This is a genomic window from Streptomyces sp. NPDC057307, assembly GCF_042667665.1.
In the GTDB taxonomy this organism is placed as follows: Bacteria; Actinomycetota; Actinomycetes; order Streptomycetales; family Streptomycetaceae; genus Streptomyces.
In genome coordinates this window covers 66,795-93,453 of sequence record NZ_JBHUZM010000013.1, presented here as the reverse complement: position 1 = coordinate 93,453, position 26,659 = coordinate 66,795, and the positions used below count along the sequence as shown (strand labels likewise).

The window sequence follows — 26,659 nt, the reverse complement described above, 5'->3', positions numbered from 1 at the left end:
CCGTCCTTCCGAGGAACCAGAGATGAACTCCGGATCGCCGAAGCCTAACGTCACCGCGCTGCACGAGCTCGCCACGAACGGGAGCCTGCCCGCCCACCAGGCCATGGATCCGGCCACCCTCGGCTGGATCGCCCGCAACCGGCCGCCGTTCACCGGCAGCCCGCCTCGCCTGTCCCCCCAGGCCACGATGGTTATCCCGGATGCCGCCTGGTTCACGGACACCCGGTTGGCCGACTCCCTCCACGGCATCCGCCACGGCGCGCGGGTCAGCCTGCTCGCGTCAGTACTCGCCGCCGAGCACGGCCTGGACCTGGACGACACCCTGGCCCTGTGCGCCGCTGCGGCTGTTCACGACTGCCGCAGGCGCAACGACAGGGCAGACCCGGGCCACGGGCAGCGCGCCGCGACCTGGTTCACCACCAACGAGGGCATCGTCACCGCCGCCATGGGCCACCAGATCCCGCCGACCCCACTCGCGCGGGCGGCGCTCGCCATCGGCCTCCACGACGTGCCGTACGAGGCATTCACCACGGCGCAGGACCGCGCCTACCGGCAGGCCCCTCACCTTGTCGACCTGTTGAAGGCCGCAGACGCCATGGACCGCTACCGCCTGCCCCTCACCCGCTGGTGGCCGGACCCCTCCCGGCTCCGCGTCGCCGTGCCCCACTGGCTCCACCCGCTCGCCTTCGACCTCGTCGTGCGGAGCGAGAAGGCACGACTGGGAGGCGCCACCCAGGACCGAGCGCTCGCTCATGCCCGCCAGACCCTCGCTCATGGACAGTAATGGAGACTCGCCATGCACGCAGACTGGGACGACGCCCACACCGACTTCACCAGTCCCGTCACCCGCTCAGTCCCCGCCGGGCTCACCGAGTGTGAAGCCGACTGGCGCCGACGCCTGCAACAGGAGACGCCCGGCGGCTGGCTGCTGGCGGGAAACGCCATGACTCAGACCCTGACCAGCGGCCGCCCGATCCACCTGATGCACACCACGACCGCGCTGGACGCCATCCGCGCCAGCGGTCAGCTGTACGGAAGCTCCGGCTGCCTGGTCGCCGCGCTCTACTGCGCGCCGCTCACCCCCGAGCGGGCCGGCCTGCGTCCGCACAACCTGGGCGCGTACCTACTGGAGACCAAACCGCACACCCGGACCCTGGTCTTCGAGATCACCCCGGCCGCCCCCGTACCGGCCAAGGGTGTCGACTACCTTCGACTGGGCCGGATCCACCTGCGCACTTACCTGCGGCACCGGAGCTTCCTCACCGGGGACGAGGACGCCCGGCTCCGCCGGGCCGCCCTGGGCAGGATCCGCGCCGCAGCCCCGTTCATGGACGTGCTCCTGGCCAACGCCACGGGGAAGCGGACACCGTACGCCGCGTTCACCGACCAACTCAGCGCCGCCATCAAGGACTTCCCCTTCTTGGGCTACCTCTACTTCGAGGTGCTGTCCGAGTACCTGATGCTCCACTCCGTCACGGCGGAGACAAAGACGTACGCACAGGCCGGTGAGCTGAACAACCGCCTGTACAAGCGCTTGGCGCATACCGCCGCCAAGGGCATGGAGCAGTTGTTCGATCTGTCCCGCTTCCATCCCGGATACGACCACCTGGTCGAGCTGGTCACAGGGATCGAGCCGAGGCTGGCACCCGGCGCGGCCGAGTACACGAGAGACCGTCTGTCGTATCTGTTCGCCACCGTGTCGCTCGACCTGTCCCAGGACGCGGAAGCCTTCACCTTCCAAGGCCCGGACTTCGACGCGCTCGCCGTCGCCGCGCCATCCCTGCTGGGGCAGGCTGTCTTCCGCGAGATGCGGATGTTCGAGCGGTATCCCCAGCTCTACCTCGCCTTCGAGCAGGCGAAGGCCCTGGAAGCGTGGGCCTACTGGAATGGTGAGGGGATCCCGACGCCGTTCAACGGCTTCCTGCCGAAGGGGGAGATCGGCGTCAATCCGGCCTACCCCGAGTCCAGATGCAGGGTGTGGGTGGCGGAGACCTGCGAGCGGGGGCCTCCAACCCGTCGACGAGCTCAACGTGACCCCCGTTCCCCGTCTGGCTGAGCTGAGTATGACCGCCATGCGCAGGGACGCGACGGGGAGAGCCGCCGGGCACATCCGCTCGGCGAGAGCCAATTCACTTCCGCCGTGGCATGGCACGTCTCCGGCGTACGGAAGGACTCTTGACGCACAATCCCAGGCGAATTTCGGAGTGACCCAGCCATGATCGGCGAGGCGCTACCGGAAGTGGGGGCTGCGGTTCTCGATGTCGCCGTGGGGAGACTGGGCGAGTACCGGGGAACGGCCGCCGCCGGGCTGTGGCGACTGCGGTCCTTTCCGGGTAGGGACGAATGGGAGGCACGCCCCGAGGACGTCCGGCGGACGAACGAAGTCCATGTGCCGGGCGGCACCGCGACCCCCGAGGCCCGCGCGGAGTGCGAGGAGTGCGTCGCTTGGTGGTGGGCCGAGCAACTGGCCTTGGACGAGGGCGAGTTGAGCGAAGCCGTCGACTGCCGTCTCTATTCCGGGCGCCACCGGAGCGCCGCGCACGCCGCCGCGCACGCCGCCGTGCCCATGGCGTGACCTGCGGGAGCCGGACGGCTCACGGCCGGCCGGGGCCCCCCTGTGTACCGGCCCCGCCGTCGTCCCCCGACGGCCCCAGCGGAAACGCGTCCGCGCGCAGTTCGTCCAGTACGTGCGGGGCCGGGCGGGGCGGGGTGGGCATGACCGCCGCCTCCGAGTGGCCGCCGCAGCCGTACGCCAGGGACACCACCCGGCCGTCCGCCGGCGAGAACTCGTTCGCGCAGACGCCGAACGCCTGGCGCAGCGAGCCCGCGAGCGGCAGGAGGAAGCCGCAGGAGACACAGGGGGCGGGTGCCGCCTGGGCCATGGGGGTCTTCGCGCCGAACGCCTCGTCCCAGCGGTCGGCCGCGATGTGGAGGCCGTACCGGGACAGCACTCTGGCCCGGCGCATGCCCAGTTCCTCGGCGACCGCCGCGATCGTGCCGCGGACGCTGAGCGGAGTGGTGTCGTCGCGATCCGTCACCGCGACGTCTTCGATGTCCTCCGCCTCGACCAGGTCGGCCAGGGCCTGCGGGGTGACGGCGTCCTTCACGGCGGAGTTCGGCGGGGGCGCGTCCTCGCCGGTGTAGCCGGGCTCCAGGCGCAGATCCTCCGCCTCGGTCGGCAGCAGATCGCCGGGGCCCATGTCGCCGGGGCGCAGCCGGTCGCTCCACGGCACCCATTCGGGTGCCTGGAGGGAGTCCGGGCCGGGCAGCAGCACCGTTTCGTCAAGGGTGACGAGTTTGGAGCGGGAGGCGCGGGCGACGGTCACCGCCCAGCGCCAGCCGCGGTAGCCCATCTCCTTGCATTCGAAGAGATGGGTGACGACGCGGTCACCTTCGGACACCGCCGACACGTGCTCGCCGACGACTCCGGGCGCGGCAGCCTCCTCGGCCGCCGCCCTCGCGAGGTCTACCGCCTCGGCGCACAGGCGGTCAGGGGTTCGGCTTCGAGTCGTCGCAGCACTCACAGGTCTCGCTTCTCTCCTACGCCGTTTCACGGGTGCGCCGGCCGATTTGCGATGCACGGGCCGAGGGCGGAGCGGACCAGAGGGCCGCATCGACGTCCACGCCCGACTTCTCCCGGGCACACCTACCGTCAACCATTCTGCGGGATGACGAAGAGGCGCGCGGCCGAGAACAACCGCCGGTGGCGCGCTACGCACGCTACCCTCTCCACCGCCCGCCGCCCACCCGCACGCCCCCTTTCCCGGTGTTCGGGCAGTCAGGAGGGGGTGCGAGCACCTCGGAAAGCCCTGGATCCGGCGGTGGAGCGGGCGGCCGGACACGCCGTGAAATCTCGGCAAAGTAATGAGAAGAACAGCCGAACTTCAGCGCGTCAGGGACGTCGCGAGCGTTCCCCCGGCCGAACTGGGGGCACTATGACGGGGTGGCAGCCGTCAGGTCGTCGGAAGAGGCTGGGCCGATCCGCAGAGCGGGCCGGTCGGTGGGGCGCGCCCTGCACCTGCCGTTCACCGGCACCGCGAAGGGCATCCGCAAGGCCACGCACGCGCACGGCGCGGGCGAATCCGGCCTCGGCCGGCTGATCGAACTGCACGCCGTGAACGGCGCGGGTGACGTCATGATCACCGTCGCCCTCGCGTCGACGGTCTTCTTCTCCGTACCGACCGACGAGGCCCGTGGCCGCGTCGCGCTCTACCTGGCCGTCACCATGGCCCCCTTCACACTCCTGGCCCCGGTGATCGGCCCGCTCCTGGACCGTCTGCCGCACGGCCGCCGGGCCGCGATGGCCGGCGCCATGCTGACCAGGGCGCTGCTCGCGCTGACCATGTCGGGCGCGGTCGCGACGGGCGGTCTTGAGCTGTATCCGGCCGCGCTGGGCGTGCTCGTCGCCTCGAAGGCGTACGGAGTCGTCCGCAGCGCGGTCGTGCCACGTCTGCTGCCACCGAAGTTCCCCCTGGTCCGGGCCAATTCCCGGGTGACGCTCGCGGGGCTGCTGGCGACGGGTGCGGCGGCCCCGATCGGGGCCGGCCTCCATCAGATCGGGCCGCAGTGGCCGCTCTACGGCGCGTTCGTGATCTTCGTCGCGGGTACGTTCCTGGCGTTCACGATGCCGCCGAAGGTGGACTCCGCGAAGGGCGAGCGCAAGGCGCAGCTGATGGCGCGCGCGGGCAAGAAGCGGCCGAGTCTGCGGACGGTCGGGCCGTCCGTCTTCAACGGTCTCCAGGCCAACGCGGCGCACCGCGCGCTCTCCGGCTTCCTGATCTTCTTCCTGGCGTTCCTGCTGCGCCAGCATCCGCTTGCCGGGCAGAGCGCCGCCGTCTCGCTGGCCATCGTGGGCGTCGCCGCCGGTACGGGCAACGCGGTCGGTACGGCGGTGGGCGCCTGGCTCAAGACCCGCGCGCCGGAGTTGATCATCGCGACGGTGCTGGGGCTCGCGCTCACGGCGGCGATCCTCGCCGCGGTGTTCTTCGGCGGCCTGATGATCGCGGTGCTCGGTGCCACGGCCGGTTTCACCCAGGCGCTGTCGAAGCTGTCGCTGGACGCGTGCATCCAGCGGGACGTCCCCGAGGAGGTCCGTACGTCGGCCTTCGCGCGCGCCGAGACGCTCCTCCAGATGTCCTGGGTGGTGGGCGGCGCGATCGGTATCGCCCTGCCGCTCAACGGGGTGCTCGGCATGTCGGTGGCGGCCGGTCTGGTGGCGACCGGGGCGGTGTTCTCGGTACGGGGGCTGCTCGGCGCGGCCCGGCACGGCGCGCCGCACCCGCGCGTCGCCTGAGCCCGGCCGGGCGATAGCCTTCGGCCCATGACCGTTGCGTTTATCTCTGCCAGGGCCCGCCGGGCCGGTGTCGCGCTGGGCGCCATGTCCGCGGGCCTGCTCGCCCTTTCGGCCTGCGACAAGCCGACGCCGCTCTCGACGCTGACGGCCGGTACGGACTCCGTGCACTCCGAGGCGACCTGCTACAACGACGGCAAGGCGCTGGGCGGGGAGGCGGAGCTGAAGAAGTGCCTCAACGACACGGACGGGCGCAAGACGTTCACGGTCTCACCCGACGACAAGATCCACTTCGGTGTCGACCCGGAGATCGCCGACAACGGCTGGACCTTCTACATCGAAGGCCAGCGGGTCGAGCCGGAGCCGGACAAGAACACCTACCGGACCCTCCCGGCCAGCGCGTTCTTCTCGTCGCAGGACGGGCAGCCGATCAAGACCGTGAATCTGAGCATCGTGGAGACGAGCGAGAAGAAGCGGGCCGTGACCGGGGTCTGGAACTTCGAGCTGAAGAACAAGTCCCTGACCTGATCCCGGTCCTGACTTGATTTCCTGACTTCCTGAGGTGAGGGAGGGGCGTTCGTGCGCGTACTGGTGGTGACGGCCGTGACCGCCGAGGCGGACGCGGTCTCGGGCGGGCTCGGTGCCGGCACGGAACGCGACCTGCCGGGCGGCTACCTGCTGACCGCCCACCCTCGTACGGACGTTGCGGCGGCCGGGGGTACGGACGTTCTGGCGGCCGGGGTCGGCCCCGCCGCCGCCGCGGCCGGTACGGCGACCGCCCTGGCCCTCGCCGCAGCCTCCGCCGCCTCCCCCGCGCCGTACGACCTGGTCGTCTCCGCCGGTATCGGCGGCGGGTTCCAGCCGCTCGCCCCCCTCGGCTCGCTGGTGGTGGCGGACGCGATCGTCGCCGCCGACCTGGGCGCCGAGACGCCCGAGGGGTTCCTCCCGGTGGACGAGCTGGGCTTCGGCCGCACCGTCCACCGCCCGCCCCCGGCGCTCGCCGCCCGGATCGCGGGCCTGCTGGCCGCCGTGCACGCGCCGGTGCTGACCGTGTCCACCGTGACCGGATCGGCGGCCCGTACCGCCGAACTGACCGCGCGTCACCCGCGCGCCGCCGCCGAGGCCATGGAGGGCTTCGGTGTCGCGGAGGCCGCGGCGGCGTACTCGGTGCCGGTGATCGAGATCCGGGCGGTCTCCAACGCCGTTGGCCCGCGCGACCGTTCGGCCTGGCGCATCGGCCCGGCTCTGGACGCGCTGCGGTACGCCTTCCAGCAACTCAGCCCCGTTTTCGAGGAGTCGTCGCCATGAGGCATGCCGCCGGACCCGCCGTACCGCCGCTGCGGATCGCGTACTCGCCCTGCCCGAACGACACCTTCGTCTTCGACGCCTGGGCGCACGGCCGGGTGCCCGGCGCACCCGAACTGGACGTGACGTTCGCGGACATCGACATCACCAACGGCATGGCGGAGCGCGGCGAGCTGGACGTGCTGAAGGTGTCGTACGCCGTGCTGCCGTGGGTCCTCGACGAGTACACGCTGCTGCCGTGCGGCGGCGCGCTCGGCCGCGGCAACGGCCCGCTGGTCCTGACCCGCGAACCGGCCGCCGACCTGACCGGCAGGACCGTCGCCGTACCGTCCGAACGGTCCACCGCCTACCTGCTGTTCAGACTGTGGGCGGCGGAGGTCCTGCCGGGCGGGGTGGGCCGGATCGTGGTCATGCCCTTCCACGAGATCATGCCGGCGGTGCGCGACGGCAAGGTCGACGCGGGGCTCGTCATCCACGAGGCGCGCTTCACCTACCAGGACTACGGGCTGCACCGGCTCGCCGACATGGGCGAGCACTGGGAGTCCACGACGGGCCTGCCGATCCCGCTGGGCGCGATCATCGCGAAGCGGAATCTGGGCGCGGACACGCTCCAGTTGCTGGCGGACTCGGCGCGTACGTCGGTCCGTATGGCGTGGGACGACCCGGAAGCCTCGCGGCCCTACGTCCGCGCGCACGCCCAGGAGATGGACCCGGCGGTCGCGGACCAGCACATCGGTCTTTACGTCAACGAGTTCACCGCCGACCTGGGCCCGGACGGCTACGCGGCGGTCCGCGGGCTCCTCACCCGGGCGTCGGCGGAGGGCCTGGTCCCGCCGCTGGCGGCGGACGCGCTGACGTTCGGCTAGGTCCTGTCCGGGCGATCTTGTCGGATAGCCCGGGGCGTCTGGTGCGGTGCATAGCAAGGCGCCGAAGTGCCCTCAAGGTGGTTTCCTGTGGGCATTTCGGCAACGCGGCGAGGTGCCGTGCCAGGCGTTCCGGGCCCGGCAAGATCGCCCGGACAGGACCTAGGACTTGGGGCCTACGTCCGGACGCCGCGCGGCCTGGTCCGCGCGGCCGATACGCGGTCGGAACACCTCGACCTAACGTCGGGTGCATGACCAACGGCGTGAACGCGAGCGGTGTCCTGGAAGAAGCCCTGGAGCGGCTGCACGCCTCCGGTCCGGAGATCTACGAGTGGCGCCTCACCAACCACGCCCCCATGGTGGTCGAAGCACTCGCCACGCACGGCCTGTCGGGGGCCGTGCACCGCTGGCTGGACGCCTACCAGGTCAGGCTCGACGACTTCCCCACGCTCGTGTCCCCCGTCACCGACGCCAACTGGCGTGAGGCGCTGGGCGACACGCGCCGGGGCGCCGACTGGATCGGGTACTTCCGCCGCGCGATCGGGGAACGCCCCTGGCGCGACGTACTCGCCCAGTGGTGGCCCCGGCTGCTGCCCGGCCTGTACGGCGGGGCCACGCACCCCGTGATCCGGGTCGGCCACGCCGTACGCGTCATCACCGAGAGCGGCGAGACCGCGCCACGCCTCACCGAACTCGCCCACGGCCTCGGCTACTGGGCCGCCCGGCACCGCCCGGTCACGGGGGTCACCCCGCTCACCGGCGCCCCGGACGCCGACGGCGCGCTGGAGGCCGTACCCCCGATCGGCGACCTCCGGGGCGGGTTCACGGACCGGCTCGCACGGGTCGACCGGCTGCCGGTCTGGTCGGCCGACGTGACCGACCCGGACGAGGCGCGGCGCCGGCTGACCGAGCTGGTCCGCGCGTCGACCCACCGCTACGCCACCCACGGCCACGGCGACGAGACGATGCTGGTCCACGCGGCGACGGCCCCGAACGCCGTGCTGCGCACACTGCCCGCCCTGCCCCGCGCGCTGTGGGTCCCGAGCCTGCACGCGGCGTGGACGGCCTCGGCGGCGGTGACGGCGATGTACGCCCCGCCGGAGCCGGCCCCGTACGCACCGGTCACCGGCACCACCCCCGAAGAGGTCCTGCGACGCGCGCTGGCCCACGGCGACGAACACGTCATCAAGTTCGCGGACACCGCCGTGGACGTGGGCGACGCACAGGCGCTCACCGCGGCACTGCGCGCGGTGGAGCTGAGCGAGCCGTTGAGTTACTGAGGCCGGGGACGTGAGGCCGGGGACGTGACAGGGACGCGCGGGACAGGGCCTACACGTCGAGCTGGTCCGCCACCGCGCGCAACAGGCCCGCGATGTTGGCGCCCTGGGACTTGTCCGGATAGCGGCCCCGCTCCAGCACCGGCGTGATGCTCTCCAGGAGGGTCGTCAGGTCCTGGACGATCGAGGCCAGTTCGTCGGGCTTACGGCGCTGGGCCGCCGCCACCGAGGGGGCCGGGTCGAGGACGGTGACCGAGAGAGCCTGGTCACCGCGTTGGCCTGCGACGACGCCGAACTCGACGCGCTGGCCCGGCTTCAGTGCGTCGACTCCGGCAGGGAGGACCGATGAGTGGACGAAGACGTCGCCGCCGTCGTCACGGGAGAGAAAGCCGAAGCCCTTCTCACGGTTGAACCACTTGACCTGGCCGGTAGGCACGTCTGTCCTCGTCCTCATATGTGTTGGGGGCGCTGGCGCGCACAAAAACGGCTCTGGATAGCACTACAGCGGGTCGGACGACCCGCCAAACCCAAGGCTAATGGTCCAGGGGCTGGTGACAAGACGTCGCCGGTTGGTTCCTGTCCGCAGGGAACTACCCTGGTGGAGTGACTGCTACTCCTTCATCACCCACGGCTGAACCTGCGGCTGAATCCACGACGCGACCTGCGACGGGAGCCGCGGCGCGCCCCGCGGCGGCACCGGCGGCCGGACCGGGGGCCCACGAGGCCGGTCCCGGCGACCGGCTGGTCCGCGTCGGCGCGATCGTCTTCATCGTCGGCGCGGTGGCCACGCTCGTCACCGTGGCCCCGCTGTTCCTCGGGACCGACCCGTTCCCGACCGTCGCGTACGCGCTCTGCATGCTGATGGGCGTCGGCTTCGTGATCGCCGGCGCCGGGCTGCTCCGGTCAATCGCGGCGCAGCGCCGTCAGGCCAGGTCGTCGGTGGACTAGGTGGTCGTCGCCACGTAGGACCGCAGCCACTCCGGGAACGCCAGCAGGTCCGGCAGTACCACCTCCGCGCCCGCCGCGCGCAGTTCCTCCTCGTCGCAGGGGCCCGTCGGTACCGCGACCGAGAGCGCGCCCGCCGTGCGGGCGCCCCGTACATCGCCGGTGTGGTCACCCACGTACACGCTCGCGCCGTGCTCGCGCAGCGCCTCCGCCTTCGCTTCCGCCCACAGCCAGCCGATCACCGCGTCCGGTTCGACGCCGAGGTGCGCGAGATGCAGCTTGGCGTTCGGCTCGTGCTTCGCCGTCACCACGATCGCCCGCCCGCCGAGCGCCTGGACAGCGGCGACGGCCTCGCGGGCGCCCGCCATCAGCAGCGTCGGCGCGATGGCGTGGGCGGGATAGATCTCCCGGTAACGGTCACCCATCTCGGCGATGCGGTCCGCCGGGAACCAGTGCGCCAGTTCCTCGTCCAGCGGCGGGCCGAGCCTGGTCACGGCCAGGTCGGCGTCGATCGCGACACCGGTCTCGGCCGACAGCGCGCGGTACGCGGCGTGGATGCCGGGCCGGGAGTCGATGAGGGTCATGTCGAGGTCGAAACCGACCGTCAACGGCCGCGGGGTCGGGGCCGGGGTCGAGGTGGGGGCCGGGAGGGCAGTCATACGAGCATTGTGCCTGGGTCCCTCCGCGATCCCTCCGCCGGTGGGTTCGCCGGTGGGTGCGCTGGTAGGTGCGCCGGTGGGTGGCCGGATCTCGACGCTTAGACTTAGCCAAGCCTTACCAAGCCAAGCCCGCCACGCCGCCACGCCGCCACGCCCCCGAGCCCAGCACCCGATTGGTCCCGATGCCAGCCGCCGCCCCGACGACCCACCGCACCAGACGTGCCCTCGTCGCCCGCCGCATCGGCTGGACGGCCGCCGCGGCCGCGGCCCTGCTGCTCGCGGTCCTGCTCAGCCTCGCGGTCGGGGCCCGCGCCGTCGCGCCGAGCGCGGTGCTCGACGCGCTGCTGGGCGGCGGCCACGGCGACGACGCCGAGGTCGTACGGCAGTTGCGGGTGCCCCGTACCGTCGTCGGCGTGATGGTCGGCGCCGCGCTCGCACTCGCCGGTACGGTCCTCCAGGGCATCACCCGCAACCCCATCGCCGACCCCGGCATCCTCGGCATCAGCCAGGGCGCGGCGGTCGGTGTCGTCATGGCCATCGCGTTCGCCGGGGTGCACACGCTGACCGGATACGTGTGGTTCGCGTTCGCCGGGGCCGCCGTCGCCTCGGTCGCGGTGTACGCCATCGCCACGCGCGGCCGAGGCGGCGCGACCCCGGTCAAACTCGCCCTCGGCGGCGCCGCGATCAACGCGCTCCTGGTCTCCGTGACCATGGGCGTCCTGACGACGCGGGCCGCCGCGCTGGACGAGTTCCGGTTCTGGCAGGTGGGGTCGGTCGCGGGCCGGGACGCCGAACTCGTCGGCCAGGTCTGGCCGTTCCTCGTCGTCGGTACGGTGCTGGTGGTGAGTGTCGCGCGCGGGCTCGACGCGCTCGCGCTCGGCGAGGACGTCGCGAAGGGCCTCGGCCAGAACGTCGGAGCCGTACGCGTCGTGGGCGGCGTCGGCGCGACCGTACTCGTCGGTGTCGGTGTCGCGGCGGCGGGCCCGATCGCGTTCATCGGCCTCGCCGTCCCGCACATCGCCCGCGCGATCGTCGGCAACGACCACCGCTGGCTGATGCCGATGGCCGCGCTCGTCGGCCCGGTGATGCTGCTGGTCGCGGATGTGCTCGGCCGCGTCCTGTTCCCGCCGGGCGAGGTGCCGGCGGGGGTGATGACGGCGCTGCTGGGTGTGCCGTTCCTGGTCGCTCTCGTACGCAGGAAGGCGGTACCGGCATGAGTACGACAGCCACACCGGCCACACCGCCCGCGGCGGACCGGAAGACCGCCGGAGCGCGCGCCGGGGTGCGGCCCGCCGGATACTCCCTCGTACGCACCCGGCTGGGCGCCCGGCGCGTGTCGTTCCTCGTGCACCGGCGCGCGGCGGTCGTCGCCGTCGTACTCGTCCTGCTGCTCTGTCTCAGCTGCGTCGCCTACCTCAGCGTCGGCGAGAGCTTCGTCGCCCCCGCCGAGGTACTGAAGGTGATCCTCGGACAGCCGTCGTCGGACGAACTCGTCGTCGGTACGCTGCGGCTGCCGCGCATGGTGGTCGGCCTCCTCGTCGGCGCCGCCTTCGGCGTCTCCGGCGCGCTGATCCAGACCGTCGCCCGCAACCCGCTCGCCAGCCCGGACATCATCGGCGTCACGCAGGGCGCGAGCGCGCTGACCGTCTTCGCGATGACGTACGGGGTCACGTCGTTCACCGTCCTGCCGTATCTCTCGGTCGGCGGCGGGATGCTGGCCGCCGTCCTCGTGTACGTCTTCGCCTGGCGCGGCGGGCTGCACGCCACCCGCTTCGTACTCATCGGCATCGGCTTCGCGATCGCGCTGCGCTCGCTCACCACGCTCTTCATGACGAAGGGCGACTATCTCGTCGCCCAGCAGGCCCAGGTATGGATGTCCGGCTCGCTCAACGGCCGCGGCTGGGACGAGGCCGCGCCGCTCGGCTGGGTGCTGCTGATCCTGCTGCCGGCGGTGGCGTGGGCGGCGTACGCCCAGCGCACGGTGTCGATGGACGACGAGACAGCCACCGCGCTCGGCGTGCGCCTGGGGCACGTACGGCTCGGGCTCGTCCTGCTCGGCGTGGTGCTCGCGTCCGTCGCGACCGGCACGGCCGGGCCGGTGGACTTCGTGGCGCTGCTCGCACCGCAGATCGCGCGGCGCATGACGCGTACGGCGCAGATTCCGCTGCTCTGTTCCGCGCTGCTGGGCGCGGTGATCGTCGTGCTCGCGGATCTCTTCGCGCGCAAGCTGTTCGCGCCCACCGAGTTGCCCGTGGGGGTGCTCACGGCGGCGATCGGCGCGCCGTATCTGATCTGGCTGATCATTCGCAGCCGTACCGCAGGAGCTGGGAAATGAGCAAGGACAGAGACAGGGACACGGGCGTGGGCGTGGACGTGGACGTGGACAAGAACATCAGCAGGCTCACGGCGCGTGAGTTGACCCTCGCCTACGACGACCGCACCGTCGTCCACGAGCTCGAACTGGCCGTCCCCGACGGCCGCGTGACCGTGATCGTCGGCCCGAACGCCTGCGGCAAGTCGACCACGCTGCGCGCGCTCGGACGGCTGCTGAAGCCGAAGAGCGGTTCGGTGCTGCTGGACGGCGAGGAGCTGGCGAGGATCCCGACGCGGAAGATCGCGCAGTCGATCGGCCTGCTGCCGCAGTCGCCGTCCGCGCCGGAGGCGATCACCGTCGCCGACCTGGTCTCACGCGGGCGCCAGCCGCATCAGCACTGGTGGCAGCAGTGGTCGGCGGAGGACGAGCGGGCCGTCACGGAGGCGATGGCGCGTACGGACGTGACCGAACTGGCCGAGCGGTCGGTCGACGAGCTGTCGGGCGGGCAGCGGCAGCGCGTATGGATCGCGATGGCGCTGGCGCAGGAGACGGATCTGCTGCTGCTGGACGAGCCGACGACGTTCCTGGACATCGCGCACCAGGTGGAGGTCCTGGACCTCGTACGACGGCTCAACCACGACCAGGGCCGCACGGTGGTGATCGTGCTGCACGACCTCAACCAGGCGGCGCGGTACGCCGATCACCTGGTGGCCATGAAGGAGGGCCGCATCGTCGCCGAGGGCCACCCGGGCGAGATCGTCACGGCGGAGCTGGTGAGAGAGGTGTTCGGCCTCGAATCGGTGGTCGTGCCGGACCCGGTGACGGGCTCGCCGCTGGTGGTTCCGGGGGCGCCGTACCGGCCGCGGGACGCGTCGGGCGCGGCGTAGCCGTTCGCGTAGACGCGGTGTACGGGGGCAGCCGGAGAGGGAGCCGACGCGCGACGAACGCGTCGACCGGCGACGGGAGATGACGAGCCATGGCGACGGAGGAGCGGAACCGGGAACGCGGCGACGGCCGGGACCACGCGGCGCACGACGGCCCGGGAGGCGGGACGACCCACGAGCCGGAGCCCCTGTCGGACCTGGCACGCGGCACGGTCCAGCGGGCCCAACTCCGCACCCGCGTCGCGGACATCGCCTGGACGGCGCTCGTGATCGTCCTGGGCGCGTGGGTGCTGTGGAGCGCGATCGGCATCGCACGGGAGACGGCGAACGCGTGGGTCTACTGCACGATCGGCGCCCTGCTGTTCACGGTGGCGCTGTGGGCGCGCCTGTCAACACTCAAGGCACGCGCACGCACGCGCCTCTGAGCTCCCACCCGAGAAGCCCCGCCCGTCCTGGGCCGTGTCCGAGCCGGGTCGGCGGGGCTTCCGCTTGTCGGGGTGTCAGCCGGTCTTCTTCCATTCCTCGCAGCCGGAGGTCTGGAACGCCCCATCACCACCGGCGATGGTGATGGTCGTCTGACCTTGCGGGTTCCCGTTGGCGATGATCTCCTCGAAGTCGCCCGACGTGCCTTTCAGCCGCGCCCAGTAGCAGTTCGGGAAAGCGGAGTCGGCAGGCCCCGTCGTCTTGTACGTGCCGGGCTTCACCTCGTCGCCGACGACGAACGTGCCGTCACCGGGGATGCCGACAGCCTTCGGTTTCGGCTTGGCCTTGGGCTTCTCCGTGACCGTCTTGGTCACGGTGACCTCGGGCGCCGGCCCCTCGTCCGCGGCGGGTGCGGCGGGTTTCGCCGTGACCGTCACGGTGGGGCCGGGCCCGGCCTTCGCGGTGGCGTCGGCACCGGTGTCGCCGGAGGCGCCCGCCGCGGCCCCGATGCCGAACAGGATGACCGCGGCGGGGATGACGACGCGCTTCCGTGCCCAACGGGGCCGCGATGCCTGGGGGGTTGGCGGCGGGGCGTACGGCTGGGGTGGCTGCCCCCACGGCTGGGATGGGCCCTGCTGGGGAGGCGGACCTTGCGGCGGAGGCGGGCCTTGCGGCGGATTGTGGCTCATGTGTCCCCCCAAGGACGGGTTCATGGAGGGATGACCGTAGCGACCCTGATTGCCCATAGACCCGGGCATGCTCCGGTTGTGACGATGCCGTGATGAAAGAGCGTAGATTCGGTAGGGAGGTTGGGTGACTTGCCCGGTTATCGAACGCCGACCGGGACACGGGGCGGGGCACCGAGCTGGACGCCGGCCGGGGCGAAGCCAGGCGCGGGTGGCGGGGTGTCAGTTCCGGCGGGAGCGCCAGACCAGGAACAGGGCCGAGCTGACCGCCGCGACGCGTACGACCACCGGCCACGTCTGCGAGATCGCCTCGCCCATCGCGTCGTCCGCGATGACCTCGCCCCAGCGCTCCGTCGTACGGCCCCAGAGCCAGACCCCGCCCCCGACGACGGCCACGACCGGCAGTCCGAAGACCGCCAGTTTCGCCTCGAAGCGCGACAGCCGGCGTGAGGCGTACGCCAGGACCCAGCCGCCGGCGAGGGCCAGCCAGGAGCCGAGGAGCGCGCCGACCACGAGGAGGGCGGCGGCCAACAGCAGGAAGGGGTTGGTGAGTTGGAACCCGGGTCGGGCTTCGGCGGCCTCGGGATCGGGATCGGGTTTCCCGCCTCGGCGCAGGAGCCGCGGCAGGAGTCGGCGCCGTTCGGACGGCTCCGCCTCTTCCAGCCCGTCGGCCTCGTCCCCCGCTTCCGCCTCCTCCGCGAGGCGGGCCTTCTCGGCGAGTTCCTCGGGCGTGGGCGGCGGTTTCAGTATCTCGGGGATCTCGACACCGCCGACGAAGCCGGAGACACCGGTCGCCGCCCCGGTCGGGCCGGGGTCGACGCGCCACCAGTCCGGTTGGCCGCCGGGCGTGCCGAGTTCGTGCGTGCCGGCCAGTTGCGGCGGGGGGTCGGCGGGCGCCTCGGGTACGGACCTGCGCGTCTGCTTCGGCAGCGACGGCCCGTCCGGCCCGTCCGGCCGCCGCGCCTCACGGGGGCCACCGAGCAGCCCGCGCCCGCGCCTGGCTCGCTGCTTCGGGAGCGTGGCGGCGGGCGGCGGCTCGGCCGCCGGTTCCTGGCCGAACGAGCCCCCGCCCGCCGCCGCCGCGCCCACCACCTGGTCCGGCGAACCGAGCCGTCCCAGGATGCGGCGGACGGCGGCGGGGCTGTCGCCGCCGAACTTGCCGCGCTGCTTGTCGATCTCGCCCCGTAGCTCGGAGACGAGTCTCATCCGTTCACCGGAGGGCAACTGCCGTTGCTGGGCCACGTCTCCGACCCGGCTCAGATAGTCGTAGACGAGCTGGTCGCTCTCGATCCCCACACTGCCCTCCGCACATGCGCGCCTCACCTGCGGCCGATGGTGTCGCGCTCGTACCCGTACGTCCAGTACGACCGACGGCGACGGTCACCGGCAGCGGTCACCGACACCGACAGACGTTACGGACAGCGGTCACCGGCAGCGGTTACGGGCAGCGGTCATGCCCCCTCGGCGGGCGGCGGCGGTGCCGGCGGCCACGGCACGTCCGCCACCAACGGCAGGATCACCTCCTCCTCGTAGTCGAGATGCGCGTTCAGCTCCCTCGTCATCTCCGCCAACTCCCCCCGGAAGCGCGGCGGTTCGGCCGCGCCGAGGTCGGCCAGCAGCGCCACGAGCCCCTCCTGGATCCGCGCGACGGTGCGGTGTTCGGCGCGCAGCCGGTCGAAGACGTCGGTCAAGTGCGGGTGGTAGCGGGCGATTCCGGGGAACAGGTGCCCGTCCTCGCTGGTGTGGTGGAACTGCAGGCCCTGGCAGAACGCCAGGCAGCGCTGCCGGATCTGGAATCCGAGCCCCGGCGCGGGCGGTTCGCCGGGACCCTCGTGGGCGGCGAGCGCCGCGAAGTGCGCCTCGACGTCCGTCGTCACCAGCCGTAGCTGGGCCCGCAGTTCGTCATGCACCTCAAGGATCTTGTCGGCGAGGGTGCTGACTTCGCGCGGGCTCTGGGACACGGCGGGCTCCAGCACCACCAACAGACCGTCGGATGTGGCCCTTTCGGCCGGGACCGCCAGGGCCTGGAAGGTACGGGCGCCGATCTCCACGCCCACCACGGGGTGGGCGAGCAGGTCGTCGTACCAGTCGGGGGGTTCGGCCGTACCGAAGGTGGACGCGACGACCAGGAACGAGTCACCGCGGCGGACATAGCCGAGCGAAGTGGTCCTGGTGGCCGCCGACTTGACGGCGGTGGTGGTGGTCAGCAGGAGGGTGTTCCCCCCGTTGTCGAACGATGTGGGCATACGTTTCTGGTTCTCCGGAAGAGTGGGAGCAGCCGTCGGCGGGCGGCAGGGCCGGAGCCGGGGACTGCGAAAGGTGAAAGGTGATGTGCGGAGGCGCTCACAGGCGCTCGCGGGTGCGCGTGCGCGGTGGCGCTCGCTACGTCACGTCGTACGGGTCGCGGAGTACGTACTCATGGCGGATCCCTCGTATGAAGGGTGCTCGCCCGGTCACCGGCCCGCCCACTGCTCTTCGGCCGGCACCACGCGGCACCACCCCCATTACATGCAGCTGTCCAGCACCTGTCAACAAACCCGGACACCGTCCGGAACGCCGCACGTCCCCCCGACGGCCGACACCCCGGCCATCCGTCCCACAGGGGCTAACGTGGGGCGGATGGGAATCAGCTAGCCGCCCCTGGAGGCGCACGTGTCCGAACGATCCGGCGGAACGCCCCCGCGTACGCTCGCGGAGGCCCTGCGCACCCGCGACGACGACGCGCTGGCCGCCCTGCTGCGCGCGCGTCCCGACCTGCTGAGCCCCGTACCCAACGACCTCGGCCAGCTCGCCACCCGCGCCGGTACCCGCGCCTCCGTCATGCGGGCGCTGGAGCGGCTCGACCGCTTCACGCTCCAGACCGCCGAGGCGCTGGCGGCCTCGACCGACCCCGCGCCGTACGAGGCCGTCCGCGCGCTGATGACCGGCGACGAGGGCGATCCGCGCGTCGAGGCGGCCCTGCCGCGCGCCGTCGCCGCGCTGCGCGAGCAGGCACTGATCTGGGGCGCCGACGACCGGCTGCGGCTGGTCCGTACGGCGCGCGAGATCCTGGCCCCGTCCCCCAGCCACCCCTCCCCGACCGGGCTCGGCCCGACCGTCGCGGAGGCCACGGCGGGAATGTCGCCGGGCCGGATCCAGGAGATCATCACCACCGCCGGGCTGCCCTCCACGCACGACTCGGTCTCGGCGGTCACCGCGCTGGCCGGGCTCTTCACCGACCGCACCCGCATGGCGGCGCTCCTCGACACCGCCCCGCCCGACGCGCTGGCCGTTCTCGACCGGCTGGTGTGGGGGCCGCCGTACGGCGAGATCACCTCGAAGCCCGCACCGCCCGTGCAGTGGCTGCGCGACCACGGGCTGCTGCTGCCGACCTCCACCCGCACCGTCGTCCTGCCGCGCGAGGCCGCGCTGCATCTGCGCGGCGGGCGCGCGCACCGGCACACCGAGCCGCAGCCTCCGGAGATCCAGCCGCACCCGTCCACGAAGTCCCCCTCGGCGTCATCCATCGCCGACCACCCACAGGTTGTGGACAGCGCGGCGGCGGCCCAGGCGTACACCGCGCTGGAGACGGTCGAGGAGCTGGCCAAGGAGTGGAACGAGGGCGGTCCGAACGTCCTGCGCGCCGGCGGCCTCTCCGTACGCGACCTCAAGCGCACCGCCACCGCGCTGGACACCACCGAGCCCGTCGCCGCCTTCTGGGTCGAACTCGCCTACGCGGCCGGGCTGTTGGCGGCGGACGGCGAGGCGGACGAGCGGTACGCGCCGACGCCCGCCTACGACCAGTGGCCCGAGCTGCCCCCGGCCGAACGCTGGGCCCGGCTGGCCACGGCCTGGCTGGGCGCCACCCGTACCTCGGGCCTCGTCGGCAGCCAGGACAGCAAGGGCCGTACGCTCGCCGTGCTCGGCCCCGACCTGGACCGGGGCATCGCGCCGGAGGTACGGCGCCATGTGCTCGACCTGCTCGCGAGCCTCCCGGAGGGCACCGCCCCCGACCCGGAGAGCGTGCTCGCCCGGCTGCGCTGGGAGCGCCCGCTGCGCGGCGCGGTGGCGGGCCGGCCCGAGGATCTGCGGGCGCGTATCGCCGCGTGGACGCTGAACGAGGCGGAGATGCTCGGCGTGACCGGCCGCGGCGCGCTGTCGTCGCACGGCCGCGCGCTGATCGCCCCGCCGGACGTGGCGACCGGGATGGGTGCCTTCCCGAAGCCGGCCTCCCGCGCGGGCTCCGCCACCGGCGCGGAACTGTCGGCCACCGGCCTGCACGCCGCCCGCGTCCTCGCGCCGCACCTGCCCGAACCTCTCGACCATGTGCTGCTCCAGGCCGACCTCACGGCCGTCGCCCCTGGGCCGCTGCTGCGTCCGCTCGCCGAGACGCTGTCCGTGATCGCCGACATCGAGTCTCGGGGCGGCGCGACCGTCTACCGCTTCACGCCCGCGTCGGTACGCCGCGCGCTCGACGCCGGGCTGTCGGCCTCCGACCTGCACGCGTTCCTGGCGGCGCACAGCCGTACGCCGGTGCCGCAGCCGCTCAGTTATCTCATCGACGACATGGCGCGGCGGCACGGGCATCTGCGGATCGGTTCCGCGTCGGCGTACGTACGCTGCGACGACGAGGCCGTCCTGGACGAGATCCTGGCCGACCGGCGCTCCCACGGTCTGCGGCTGCGCCGTCTCGCGCCCACCGTCCTGGCGGCCCAGGCCGATCCCTCGACGCTGCTGGACGGGCTGCGCTCGATGGGGCTCGCGCCGGCCGCCGAGTCCGCCGAGGGCGACGTCCTGGTCACCCGCGCCCACGCGCACCGCACCCCGCCGCGTACGCCGCCGGCCTCCGTTCCCGACGGCCCGCCGGTGCCCGCGCCGACATTGCTCGGCGCGGCGGTACGGGCGATCCGGGCCGGGGACCAGGCGGCGACCGTCGTACGCAAGACGCTTCCCGAGCCGGCGTCGGCGGCACCGGGCGGCGATCTGCCCCGCACGACGTCGGCCGAGACACTGGCGACGGTGCAGGCCGCCGCGCTGACGGGATCGGCGCTCTGGATCGGCTACGTCAACGCGGAGGGCGCGGCGAGCCAGCGGGTGATCGCGCCGGTGCGGGTCGAGGGCGGATTCGTGACGGCGTACGACCACACGGCGGACGAGGTCCGCACGTATCCGCTGCACCGCATCACGGGCGTGGCGGAACTGGCGGACGACCCGGCGTGACGGTCGGTTCGGCGTAACGGTCGATCGGGCGTCACGGCCGGTCCGGCGTCACGGACGACCCGGCGTCACGGACGAGGCGGCTGCTTCCGGAAGCGCCGGCTCGGGGCGGCCGTCTTGGGGGCCACGGCCTTCTTCTTCGCGCCGACCGCTTTCTTGGCGGTGGTGGCCTTCTTGGCCGTGGTCTTCCCGGCGGCTGTCTTCCCGGCGGTTGTCGTCCTCGCCGTGCTCGTCCTCGCGGTGGTCTTCCCGGCGGCGGTCTTCTCCGCCGCCACGGGCTCGCGCTTCACGGCGGCCCGTGCGCGCTCGATCCACGGCGCGCGCCCGGTCGTGGCCGTGGCCACGCCGCCGCGCCGGGCCTTCTTCTCCGCCGCCCGCTCGCGCTCCCGCTCCTCCTCGCGCTGGGCCTGCGCCTCCAGGGAACGGAACCCCAGCGTGTGGAAGCGGTGGCTCAGCCGGCGGCCCAGCAGCAGGTACGCGAGGAACGCGCCGCTCGTGTTCATGATCACGTCGTCCACGTCGAAGGCACGGCCCTCGACGATCGCACCCTGCGCCAGCTCGACCACGGTCATCATGACCACGGTCAGCGCCACCACCCGCAACATCCGGAACCTGCGCGGCACCAGCACCGGCAGCAGCAGCCCGAACGGCGCCCCCATCAGCACGTTGCCGCCGACCTGCTTGCACGCCGCGAGGAACGTGTAGTCCTCGGCGTACTGCCGCAGCGAATGCCCCGGCCGCAGATTGGCCCCGGCGATCTCCGCGGAGGCGGGCGACGGTGTGAGCGTCAACTCCGCGAGTACGGCGGCGAATCCGACAAGCAGCAGGAGCGCGACGGTGAGGATCACCACCCGCAGCACGGCTCCGCCCCACGACGTACTCCATGTCGAGCCGGCACGCCCCGACCCCTCCACCGCACGGGCACCCGAGCGCCCACCGGTCCGTTCCATTTCAGCGGCCATAGGCCCCGCTTGCCCCCGCCCGGCTCACCTACGCACCCGAACCGGTCCGGGCCCGGCTCATCTCCCGCCGGTCGGATGTCCGGTCCGGGCCCGGCTCATCTCCCGCCGGTCCGATGTCCGGGCCGGGCGCGGCTCATCTCCCGCCGGTCTCCTGGAGGCGCAGCACCGCTTCCCGTGCCTCGGCCACCACGTCGGGATCGGTGACGAAGTGGGTGTCCTGCTCGGCCGACGCGCCCCCGGCGCCGAGCGGTACCCAGCGGCCTCCCTGCCGGGGCCGTGCCCTGGCCTTGGCGGAGAGGTGGACGGCGCCGGCTCCGGCGGAGACCAGGGCCGGGATGTCGGCGGGGCGCATCCCGCCGCCGGCCATCACCTGTACTCCGGCCGCGGCGGCGGCCATCTCGGCGATCACCGTCAGCCCCTCGGCCGCGGTGGGGGAGCCGCCCGAGGTGAGGACGCGGGTGAGGCCGAGCGAGGGCAGCAGGGCGGCGGTGGCCACCGGGTCGGCGGACTGGTCGACGGCGCGGTGCAGGGTGATGTCCACCGGGCGGCTCGAGGCGCGGGCCGCCTCGGCGAGCCGGGCGACCGCCACGGTGTCCAGGGCGCCGTCGTCGGTCAACGCGCCGATCACCACGCCTCCGGCGCCGGAGGCGACGACGGACCGCACCTCGGCGGCCATCAGCGCGATCTCCTCCGCGTCGTAGACGAAGTCGCCGGGCCGGCATCTGACCAGCACCTGTACGGGCAGCCCCTCCCGGGCGACCGCTTCCACCAGGGCCGCCGACGGGGTCAGACCACCCAGCTCCAGGGCGGCGCAGAGTTCGACCCGGTCGGCGCCGTTGTCCCGGGCGGCGCGGGCGCCGGCCGGTGAGGTGACGGCGATCTCCAGGGCGGGTCGCGCGGTCACTCGTCGTCCCCGCTCAGCGGCTGGTCGGAGGCGGGGATGAGCCGTGCCGACAGGTCCGGGTCGGTCATCTCGCGGTCGAAGGGGAACATCGGGCGGCGGATGCGGTGGTGGCCGAGGCGTACCAGGTCCTGGTCGACGCCGCCGGGGGTGAGCGCCATCTTCCAGCCGACCGACATGTCGAACAGTTCGGGCTCCAGGTAGCCGATCTTGACGATCACGATGTCGGCGCCGCGCGGGTCGAGGTCCAGGTCGGTGAAGTCGTGCTCGTGGTGGTAGGGCTTGCGGAGCTTGGTGAGGATCGCGTAGACGCTGCCGACGCGGATGACGACCTCGGTCCCGGCGTCACGGTCGCCGTGCCGGACGGCGTGCACCACACCGGTCAGGGTGACCGGGCCGGCGTGCCGGTCGTCCACCTCGGCACCGGCGGTGACCGTGACGGTGGCGCCGACACCGGCGGCGACGGCGGTCTCGACGGCGGCCGGTCCCGGCACCGAGGCGTAGATGACGGTCGGGCCTTCGTCCTTCCGGAACTCCGGGCGGGCCAGCAGCCGGGTCAGGCCCCAGGTCACGTCGCCGGCGCCGCCCGCGGTCGGGTTGTCGCCGGTGTCGCTGACGAAGTACGGCCGCCGGTCACCGGCCAGGGCCTCGTCGAGGATCCCGTCGAAGGTGCCGGTGGGGGCGACGAAGTCGAAGTCGTCGCGGGCCTTCCAGAAGTCCTCGGCCAGGCGCTCGGCGCCGGCCGACACGGCGGCCCGGTCGGGGCCGGTGACCACCACCGCGGCGCGGTTGCGCGGTTCGTCGGCCCAGGCGTAGCCGACCCATATCGCGGCGTCGGTCACGCCCTCGACGGCCTCGGTCTCGGCGACGGCCGCGTACACGCTCCTGGCGGGCTCGATCCGGGTGGAGGTCTGTTCGCCGGCCAGCAGCACCGGCACCGGCACCCATGCCTTGACCGGGCGGGGCGCGCCGGAGACCAGCAGGTCCACCAGGTTGCGGACGGCCCGCTCCTTGGTCTCCATGTGGTCCTCGTGCGGGGCCATCCGGTAGCAGGTGATCAGGTCGCTGCCGTGGACGAGTTCGCGGGAGACGTTGCCGTGCAGGTCCATCGAGGTGGAGATGATCACGTCGGGGCCCACGGTGGCGCGGATACGTTCCAGCAGCACCGCCTCGGCGTCGTCGACGCCCTCCACGGTCATGGCGCCGTGGATGTCGTACCAGAGGCCGTCCGGCTCGGGCAGCGCGGCGAGCCGCTCGATCAGTTCGTCGGTCAGCTCGGTCCAGGCGGCGGCGGTGACGGTGCCGCCCGGCAGCGACTTGCCGACCAGGGCGCCGTGCCAGTCGGCCGCCTCGCGCAACTCCTCGCCGGGGGCCAGGAAGGGGTAGCGGTCCAGCACTTCGGCGCCGCGCGAGGGGTGGAAGGCGGGCGCCCGGGTGCGGGCGGGGGAGAACGTGGACGACTCGATGCCGAGTCCGGCGACGGCGATGACCGGGCGGGCTGCGGCGGTGCGGGATTGCGGCATGGCTCCTCGTGGCTCGTACTCGTAGCGGGTGGGGCGTCAGGCGTGGCGGGGCGCGGGGGTGCGGAACCGGTCGGTGGCGGGCTCGGCGCCGCCGACCTCGCGCAGGGCGTGGGCCATGGCGCTCTGCAGGGCGAACTGCCCTGCGCCGACCAGTCCGGCGTTGGCGCCCAGGCTGGTCCGCTCGATGGTGAGGTGCTGGGTGACCAGCGGGTGACAGCTCTCGTAGAGCTGACTGCGCACGGCGGCGACGAACGGTTCCAGGGTGGAGAGGATGCCGCCGAGGTAGACGGCGTCCGGGTTGAAGAAGTTGGCGTTGGCCGCGATCACCTGGCCGAGGTAGGCACCGGCCTTGCGGACCGCGCGTGTGGCGTCCGGGTCCGCGTCGACGGCCAGCCGGACCACGTCCTCGGGGCTGCTGATGTCGGCGCCGCGTTCGCGCAGGATACGGACCAGGGCGGCGCCCGAGGCCACGGTTTCCAGGCAGCCGGTGTTGCCGCAGGAGCAGGGGATGTCGCCGCCGCCGTCGATCCGGATGTGGGTGATGTCACCGGCCATGCCGGTGGCGCCCCGGTAGAGATGTCCGTCGACCATGACGCCGGCGCCGATCGCGGAGCCGATCTTCACCATGATCGTCTTCCGGTGTTCGGCGGGCCGTACGGTGTGCTCGCCGACCGCCATGCAGTTGGCGTCGTTGTCCACGGCGGCCGGGACGCCGAAGCGTTCCTCCAGCCAGGCGGTGACGGGGAATCGGTTCCAGCCCGGCATCCGGGACGGCATGACGGCGGAGCCCGACGCGATGTCCACCGGGCCGGGCAGCGAGAGCCCGACGCCGCGCAGCCTGCTCCGTCCGCGCTGCTCGGCCAGCCCCTCCAGGGTCTCGGCGAGCCGGGGCAGGGCCGCCTCGGGACCGTCGGCGATCACGAAGGGGACGGTCGAGACATCGGTCAGCCGGCCGCCGGGCAGCACCACACCGATCCGGGCGTGCCGGCCGCCGAGGTCGGCGGCGACGGCGAACTCGTCGCTGCTTCCCAGTCTCAGCACTTTGCGGGGCCGCCCGCCGGTGGAGGACTGGGTGCCCTCCTCGGCGATCAGCCCGCGCTCCAGCAACTGGGCCACGCTGAGGGAGATCGTGGAGGCGGATACGCCGAGCAGTCCGGCGAGTTCGGCGCGCGACGATGCCTGGCCGGACGCGACGAATTCCAGAACTCGCGCGGCAAGGGCCGAGGTGCCTTTGGCGGCCTTGCCGTCCCAAGCACTTATTCCAGTCATGTAAGAAGTAACTTCCGCAACGGGGGGTGTGGCGACGACAGTATGCCCGCCCTTCGCGCAAGGGAAGAGTCCGGCGAAGAAAGTGAGCCGTCCCTGAACTCCCTCAAATCAATCCAAATGCACCCACAAAAGAGGGTCGATTGAGACAGCCAGACTTACTTCGAATTCGCAGTAACTTACTTGTTACTAATTCTTGCTTTGTTTCTCAGGTGTGTCCGGCGTTAGCTGTCGGGAACGCAGTGCCGGTCCTGCGGCACCCGCCCCGCTCCCCGGGACGCATGCGGGCCCTTTCACTCTGAGGAGAATCATGTTCCCTGGTCACAAGGCGAACAGCCGCCGCTGGGCCCTCGCCGCGGGCGTCGCCGCCACTACGGGCGCTCTGCTGGCCGGCTGTTCCGGCGGCGGTACCTCGTCGTCCGGCTCCGGCTCGTCGGACACCATCAACTACGCGCTGCCGGCGAACTTCACGCCGAACTGGATACTCCCGGTCGGCACCGCCGCGCACCTCAACACCAACAACTCTTCGATATCCCAGTCCCTTTGGGAGCCGCTGATCGCATATGACGGCTCCACCGGCACGGTCGGCTGGAACAAGAAGAACTCCCTGGCCACCGCCGCCGAATTCGCCGAGGACAGCAAGAGCGTCACCATCACGCTCGGCGACCGGCACTGGAGCGACGGCAAGCAGATCACCTCCCGCGACATGGAGTTCTGGTTCAACCTCGTCAAGGCCAACAAGGCGGACTGGGCCAGCTACAGCCCGGGCAAGGCGCCGGACAACTGGACCTCGCTCAAGGTCGTCGACCCCACGCACTTCACCCTCACCTTCGACAAGGCGTACAACCAGCAGTGGATGCTCGCCAACCAGCTCAGCATGATCCGCGTGATGCCTCAGCACGTCTGGGACAAGACCAGCGACTCGGGCGCCGTGTCGGACCTCGACCGCACCCCCGCGGGCGCCAAGAAGGTCTGGACGTATCTGAACAACTCCGCCAAGAAGATCTCCGGCTACGCGACCGACCCGCTCTGGAAGACGGTCAGCGGCCCGTACACGATCAAGTCGTTCTCCACGGCCGGCAAGGTCCAGCTGACCGCCAACCCCAAGTACGACGGCGGCGGCAAGGCCAACATCAGACACGTGAACCTGCTGCCGTTCACCACCACGGACGCCGAGGAGAACGCGCTCCGGGCGGGCACGGTCGACTACGGCTACATCAACGCCACCAACCTCAGCCAGAAGTCGTCCTTCACCGCCAAGGGCTACACCGTGAAGCCGTGGTCCGGCTGGGCCATCACGTACATGCCCTACAACTTCAACAACCCCGCCATGGGCCCGGTCTTCAAGCAGCTCTACGCCCGCCAGGCGATCCAGATGTCGGTGGACCAGGTCACGCTCTCCAAGGTCGTCTTCAACGGCACCGCGGTCCCGACGTACGGTCCGATCCCGCAGGGCCAGAGCTCGTCCTTCGTCTCGCCGGAGCAGAAGAAGAACCCGTACCCCTTCTCCACCGACAAGGCGAAGCAGCTGCTGAGCGACCACGGCTGGACCGAGCAGGGCGGCACCATGGTGTGCACCACGCCGGGCACCGGTGACAACCAGTGCGGCGCCGGGGTGGACAAGGGCACCAAGTTCCAGATGCAGGTGCTCTCGCAGTCCGGTTCGACCGTGACCGACAACATGATGAGCGCCCTGCAGTCGTCGTTCGCCAAGAGCGGCATCGGCTTCGGCATCAAGACCGCCCCGGTCAACTCGGTCCTCGCGCAGTCCGGCCAGTGCACGGCCGACGAGTCCGGCTGCAAGTGGCAGCTCTCGTTCTTCGGCACCGCGGGCAGTTGGTACTTCCCGGCCTACCCGAGCGGCGACTCGCTCTTCGCCACCGGCGGCGGCTCCAACTTCGGCAGCTACTCCAACCCCGCGGTGGACAAGCTGATCACCGAGACCACCACCTCCGCCTCCGACGAGGCCGCGCAGAAGTACAGCGCGGCCCTGGCCAAGGACCTCCCGGTCATCTGGCTGCCGGAGCCGGACTACCAGGTCTCCGTGGTCAGGAACGGCCTGAGCGGCTTCGCCCAGGACTCGCTCGCCAACTTCCACCCCGCCATGTGGAAGTGGACCACCAAGTGAGCGCGGCCGGTGACCATGCGTACCACTGAGCCGAAGC

At 72.1% G+C, this 26,659-nt stretch carries 25 protein-coding genes; 15 read left to right on the top strand and 10 right to left on the bottom strand.

From position 1 onward, the window contains the following. Positions 1 to 22: 22 nt before the first annotated feature. The 3 genes from ACFUN8_RS08315 to ACFUN8_RS08305 all read left to right on the top strand — a co-directional run bounded on the left by ACFUN8_RS08315 (position 23) and on the right by ACFUN8_RS08305 (position 2,575). Entirely contained in the window at positions 23 to 784 is a 762-nt protein-coding gene (locus tag ACFUN8_RS08315) for a hypothetical protein (protein WP_383633342.1), read from the top strand. Between the two features lie 12 nt (positions 785 to 796). After that, positions 797 to 2,056 carry a hypothetical protein gene (locus tag ACFUN8_RS08310; RefSeq protein ID WP_383633339.1) on the top strand — a complete coding sequence of 420 codons (1,260 nt, stop codon included), beginning with the start codon at positions 797 to 799 and terminating at the stop codon, positions 2,054 to 2,056. A gap of 183 nt (positions 2,057 to 2,239) precedes the next feature. Continuing rightward, positions 2,240 to 2,575 carry a hypothetical protein gene (locus tag ACFUN8_RS08305; protein WP_383633336.1) on the top strand — a complete coding sequence of 112 codons (336 nt, stop codon included), beginning with the start codon at positions 2,240 to 2,242 and terminating at the stop codon, positions 2,573 to 2,575. 19 nt (positions 2,576 to 2,594) lie between these two features. Here the strand turns inward: ACFUN8_RS08305 and ACFUN8_RS08300 are convergent, their stop codons facing one another. After that, the gene (locus ACFUN8_RS08300) at positions 2,595 to 3,524 is read right to left on the bottom strand and encodes a DUF3027 domain-containing protein (RefSeq protein WP_383633333.1); all 930 of its coding nucleotides are present in this window, start codon (positions 3,522 to 3,524) and stop codon (positions 2,595 to 2,597) included. Between the two features lie 419 nt (positions 3,525 to 3,943). Here ACFUN8_RS08300 and ACFUN8_RS08295 point away from each other — a divergent pair, with 419 nt between their 5' ends. From ACFUN8_RS08295 to ACFUN8_RS08275, 5 genes are all read left to right on the top strand, one after another. Next, a complete protein-coding gene (locus ACFUN8_RS08295) occupies positions 3,944 to 5,293 on the top strand; it encodes an MFS transporter (RefSeq protein ID WP_383633330.1) in 1,350 nt (449 codons plus the stop codon). A 27-nt stretch (positions 5,294 to 5,320) separates the two neighbouring features. Next, a complete protein-coding gene (locus ACFUN8_RS08290) occupies positions 5,321 to 5,818 on the top strand; it encodes a DUF2771 domain-containing protein (protein WP_383633326.1) in 498 nt (165 codons plus the stop codon). Positions 5,819 to 5,869: 51 nt separating this feature from the next. After that, positions 5,870 to 6,598 carry a futalosine hydrolase gene (locus tag ACFUN8_RS08285; protein WP_383633323.1) on the top strand — a complete coding sequence of 243 codons (729 nt, stop codon included), beginning with the start codon at positions 5,870 to 5,872 and terminating at the stop codon, positions 6,596 to 6,598. Next, positions 6,595 to 7,461, top strand: coding sequence for a 1,4-dihydroxy-6-naphthoate synthase (locus ACFUN8_RS08280; RefSeq protein WP_383633320.1), 867 nt, complete (start codon positions 6,595 to 6,597; stop codon positions 7,459 to 7,461). Before ACFUN8_RS08285 ends, ACFUN8_RS08280 begins: the two co-directional genes overlap by 4 nt. 248 nt (positions 7,462 to 7,709) lie before the next feature. Beyond that, the gene (locus ACFUN8_RS08275; RefSeq protein WP_383633318.1) at positions 7,710 to 8,738 is read left to right on the top strand and encodes a questin oxidase family protein; all 1,029 of its coding nucleotides are present in this window, start codon (positions 7,710 to 7,712) and stop codon (positions 8,736 to 8,738) included. 49 nt (positions 8,739 to 8,787) lie between these two features. On the opposite strand, the gene ACFUN8_RS08270 is transcribed toward ACFUN8_RS08275, so the two are convergent. After that, entirely contained in the window at positions 8,788 to 9,171 is a 384-nt protein-coding gene (locus ACFUN8_RS08270) for a cold-shock protein (protein ID WP_078076620.1), read from the bottom strand. A 305-nt stretch (positions 9,172 to 9,476) separates the two neighbouring features. Here ACFUN8_RS08270 and ACFUN8_RS08265 point away from each other — a divergent pair, with 305 nt between their 5' ends. After that, a complete protein-coding gene (locus ACFUN8_RS08265; protein WP_383633393.1) occupies positions 9,477 to 9,683 on the top strand; it encodes a hypothetical protein in 207 nt (68 codons plus the stop codon). Here ACFUN8_RS08265 and ACFUN8_RS08260 read toward each other — a convergent pair. Continuing rightward, the gene (locus ACFUN8_RS08260) at positions 9,680 to 10,339 is read right to left on the bottom strand and encodes an HAD family hydrolase (protein WP_383633314.1); all 660 of its coding nucleotides are present in this window, start codon (positions 10,337 to 10,339) and stop codon (positions 9,680 to 9,682) included. The two genes, ACFUN8_RS08265 and ACFUN8_RS08260, sit on opposite strands and share 4 nt — an antisense overlap. Positions 10,340 to 10,521: 182 nt before the next feature. On the opposite strand from ACFUN8_RS08260, the gene ACFUN8_RS08255 reads away from it, so the two are divergent. From ACFUN8_RS08255 to ACFUN8_RS08240, 4 genes are all read left to right on the top strand, one after another. Beyond that, a complete protein-coding gene (locus ACFUN8_RS08255) occupies positions 10,522 to 11,556 on the top strand; it encodes a FecCD family ABC transporter permease (protein ID WP_383633311.1) in 1,035 nt (344 codons plus the stop codon). Beyond that, on the top strand, positions 11,553 to 12,674 hold the full coding sequence (locus tag ACFUN8_RS08250; protein ID WP_383633308.1) for a FecCD family ABC transporter permease: 1,122 nt from the start codon (positions 11,553 to 11,555) through the stop codon (positions 12,672 to 12,674). Before ACFUN8_RS08255 ends, ACFUN8_RS08250 begins: the two co-directional genes overlap by 4 nt. Next, positions 12,671 to 13,540 carry an ABC transporter ATP-binding protein gene (locus tag ACFUN8_RS08245; protein ID WP_383633305.1) on the top strand — a complete coding sequence of 290 codons (870 nt, stop codon included), beginning with the start codon at positions 12,671 to 12,673 and terminating at the stop codon, positions 13,538 to 13,540. Before ACFUN8_RS08250 ends, ACFUN8_RS08245 begins: the two co-directional genes overlap by 4 nt. Positions 13,541 to 13,629: 89 nt before the next feature. Then, positions 13,630 to 13,962 (top strand): hypothetical protein, encoded by a 333-nt coding sequence (locus ACFUN8_RS08240; RefSeq protein ID WP_383633302.1) that lies wholly within the window; start codon positions 13,630 to 13,632, stop codon positions 13,960 to 13,962. 75 nt (positions 13,963 to 14,037) lie between these two features. On the opposite strand, the gene ACFUN8_RS08235 is transcribed toward ACFUN8_RS08240, so the two are convergent. The 3 genes from ACFUN8_RS08235 to ACFUN8_RS08225 all read right to left on the bottom strand — a co-directional run bounded on the left by ACFUN8_RS08235 (position 14,038) and on the right by ACFUN8_RS08225 (position 16,892). Beyond that, positions 14,038 to 14,649 carry a hypothetical protein gene (locus ACFUN8_RS08235; RefSeq protein ID WP_383633299.1) on the bottom strand — a complete coding sequence of 204 codons (612 nt, stop codon included), beginning with the start codon at positions 14,647 to 14,649 and terminating at the stop codon, positions 14,038 to 14,040. A 219-nt stretch (positions 14,650 to 14,868) separates the two neighbouring features. After that, positions 14,869 to 15,942: a hypothetical protein gene (locus ACFUN8_RS08230; protein ID WP_383633296.1), complete on the bottom strand. Its 1,074-nt coding sequence runs from the start codon at positions 15,940 to 15,942 to the stop codon at positions 14,869 to 14,871. Positions 15,943 to 16,097: 155 nt separating this feature from the next. Continuing rightward, on the bottom strand, positions 16,098 to 16,892 hold the full coding sequence (locus ACFUN8_RS08225; protein ID WP_383633293.1) for a nitroreductase/quinone reductase family protein: 795 nt from the start codon (positions 16,890 to 16,892) through the stop codon (positions 16,098 to 16,100). 406 nt (positions 16,893 to 17,298) lie between these two features. Between ACFUN8_RS08225 and ACFUN8_RS08220 the strand changes: the two genes are divergently transcribed. Further along, positions 17,299 to 19,845: a helicase-associated domain-containing protein gene (locus ACFUN8_RS08220; RefSeq protein WP_383633290.1), complete on the top strand. Its 2,547-nt coding sequence runs from the start codon at positions 17,299 to 17,301 to the stop codon at positions 19,843 to 19,845. Between the two features lie 65 nt (positions 19,846 to 19,910). Here the strand turns inward: ACFUN8_RS08220 and ACFUN8_RS08215 are convergent, their stop codons facing one another. The 4 genes from ACFUN8_RS08215 to ACFUN8_RS08200 all read right to left on the bottom strand — a co-directional run bounded on the left by ACFUN8_RS08215 (position 19,911) and on the right by ACFUN8_RS08200 (position 24,497). Next, positions 19,911 to 20,792 (bottom strand): VanZ family protein, encoded by an 882-nt coding sequence (locus ACFUN8_RS08215; RefSeq protein ID WP_383633287.1) that lies wholly within the window; start codon positions 20,790 to 20,792, stop codon positions 19,911 to 19,913. Between the two features lie 145 nt (positions 20,793 to 20,937). Further along, a complete protein-coding gene (locus tag ACFUN8_RS08210; protein ID WP_383633284.1) occupies positions 20,938 to 21,708 on the bottom strand; it encodes a copper homeostasis protein CutC in 771 nt (256 codons plus the stop codon). Beyond that, a complete protein-coding gene (locus tag ACFUN8_RS08205; protein ID WP_383633281.1) occupies positions 21,705 to 23,228 on the bottom strand; it encodes a M81 family metallopeptidase in 1,524 nt (507 codons plus the stop codon). The genes ACFUN8_RS08210 and ACFUN8_RS08205 overlap by 4 nt, the downstream gene beginning before the upstream one ends. A gap of 36 nt (positions 23,229 to 23,264) precedes the next feature. After that, positions 23,265 to 24,497, bottom strand: a complete 1,233-nt coding sequence (locus ACFUN8_RS08200; protein ID WP_383633278.1) for an ROK family protein — start codon at positions 24,495 to 24,497, stop codon at positions 23,265 to 23,267. Between the two features lie 307 nt (positions 24,498 to 24,804). On the opposite strand from ACFUN8_RS08200, the gene ACFUN8_RS08195 reads away from it, so the two are divergent. After that, positions 24,805 to 26,622 carry a peptide ABC transporter substrate-binding protein gene (locus tag ACFUN8_RS08195; RefSeq protein WP_383633275.1) on the top strand — a complete coding sequence of 606 codons (1,818 nt, stop codon included), beginning with the start codon at positions 24,805 to 24,807 and terminating at the stop codon, positions 26,620 to 26,622. The last annotated feature ends 37 nt before the right edge of the window (positions 26,623 to 26,659 follow it).

Bases quoted from the DNA above. Each gene is read 5' to 3' on its own strand.
- ACFUN8_RS08315 (WP_383633342.1), top strand. From the start codon at position 23: ATGAACTCCGGATCGCCGAAGCCTAACGTCACCGCGCTGCACGAGCTC.
- ACFUN8_RS08310 (WP_383633339.1), top strand. From the start codon at position 797: ATGCACGCAGACTGGGACGACGCCCACACCGACTTCACCAGTCCCGTC.
- ACFUN8_RS08290 (WP_383633326.1), top strand. From the start codon at position 5,321: ATGACCGTTGCGTTTATCTCTGCCAGGGCCCGCCGGGCCGGTGTCGCG.
- ACFUN8_RS08280 (WP_383633320.1), top strand. From the start codon at position 6,595: ATGAGGCATGCCGCCGGACCCGCCGTACCGCCGCTGCGGATCGCGTAC.
- ACFUN8_RS08275 (WP_383633318.1), top strand. From the start codon at position 7,710: ATGACCAACGGCGTGAACGCGAGCGGTGTCCTGGAAGAAGCCCTGGAG.
- ACFUN8_RS08260 (WP_383633314.1), bottom strand. From the start codon at position 10,339: ATGACTGCCCTCCCGGCCCCCACCTCGACCCCGGCCCCGACCCCGCGG.
- ACFUN8_RS08255 (WP_383633311.1), top strand. From the start codon at position 10,522: ATGCCAGCCGCCGCCCCGACGACCCACCGCACCAGACGTGCCCTCGTC.
- ACFUN8_RS08250 (WP_383633308.1), top strand. From the start codon at position 11,553: ATGAGTACGACAGCCACACCGGCCACACCGCCCGCGGCGGACCGGAAG.
- ACFUN8_RS08245 (WP_383633305.1), top strand. From the start codon at position 12,671: ATGAGCAAGGACAGAGACAGGGACACGGGCGTGGGCGTGGACGTGGAC.
- ACFUN8_RS08240 (WP_383633302.1), top strand. From the start codon at position 13,630: ATGGCGACGGAGGAGCGGAACCGGGAACGCGGCGACGGCCGGGACCAC.
- ACFUN8_RS08235 (WP_383633299.1), bottom strand. From the start codon at position 14,649: ATGAGCCACAATCCGCCGCAAGGCCCGCCTCCGCCGCAAGGTCCGCCT.
- ACFUN8_RS08225 (WP_383633293.1), bottom strand. From the start codon at position 16,892: ATGCCCACATCGTTCGACAACGGGGGGAACACCCTCCTGCTGACCACC.
- ACFUN8_RS08215 (WP_383633287.1), bottom strand. From the start codon at position 20,792: ATGGAACGGACCGGTGGGCGCTCGGGTGCCCGTGCGGTGGAGGGGTCG.
- ACFUN8_RS08205 (WP_383633281.1), bottom strand. From the start codon at position 23,228: ATGCCGCAATCCCGCACCGCCGCAGCCCGCCCGGTCATCGCCGTCGCC.
- ACFUN8_RS08200 (WP_383633278.1), bottom strand. From the start codon at position 24,497: ATGACTGGAATAAGTGCTTGGGACGGCAAGGCCGCCAAAGGCACCTCG.
- ACFUN8_RS08195 (WP_383633275.1), top strand. From the start codon at position 24,805: ATGTTCCCTGGTCACAAGGCGAACAGCCGCCGCTGGGCCCTCGCCGCG.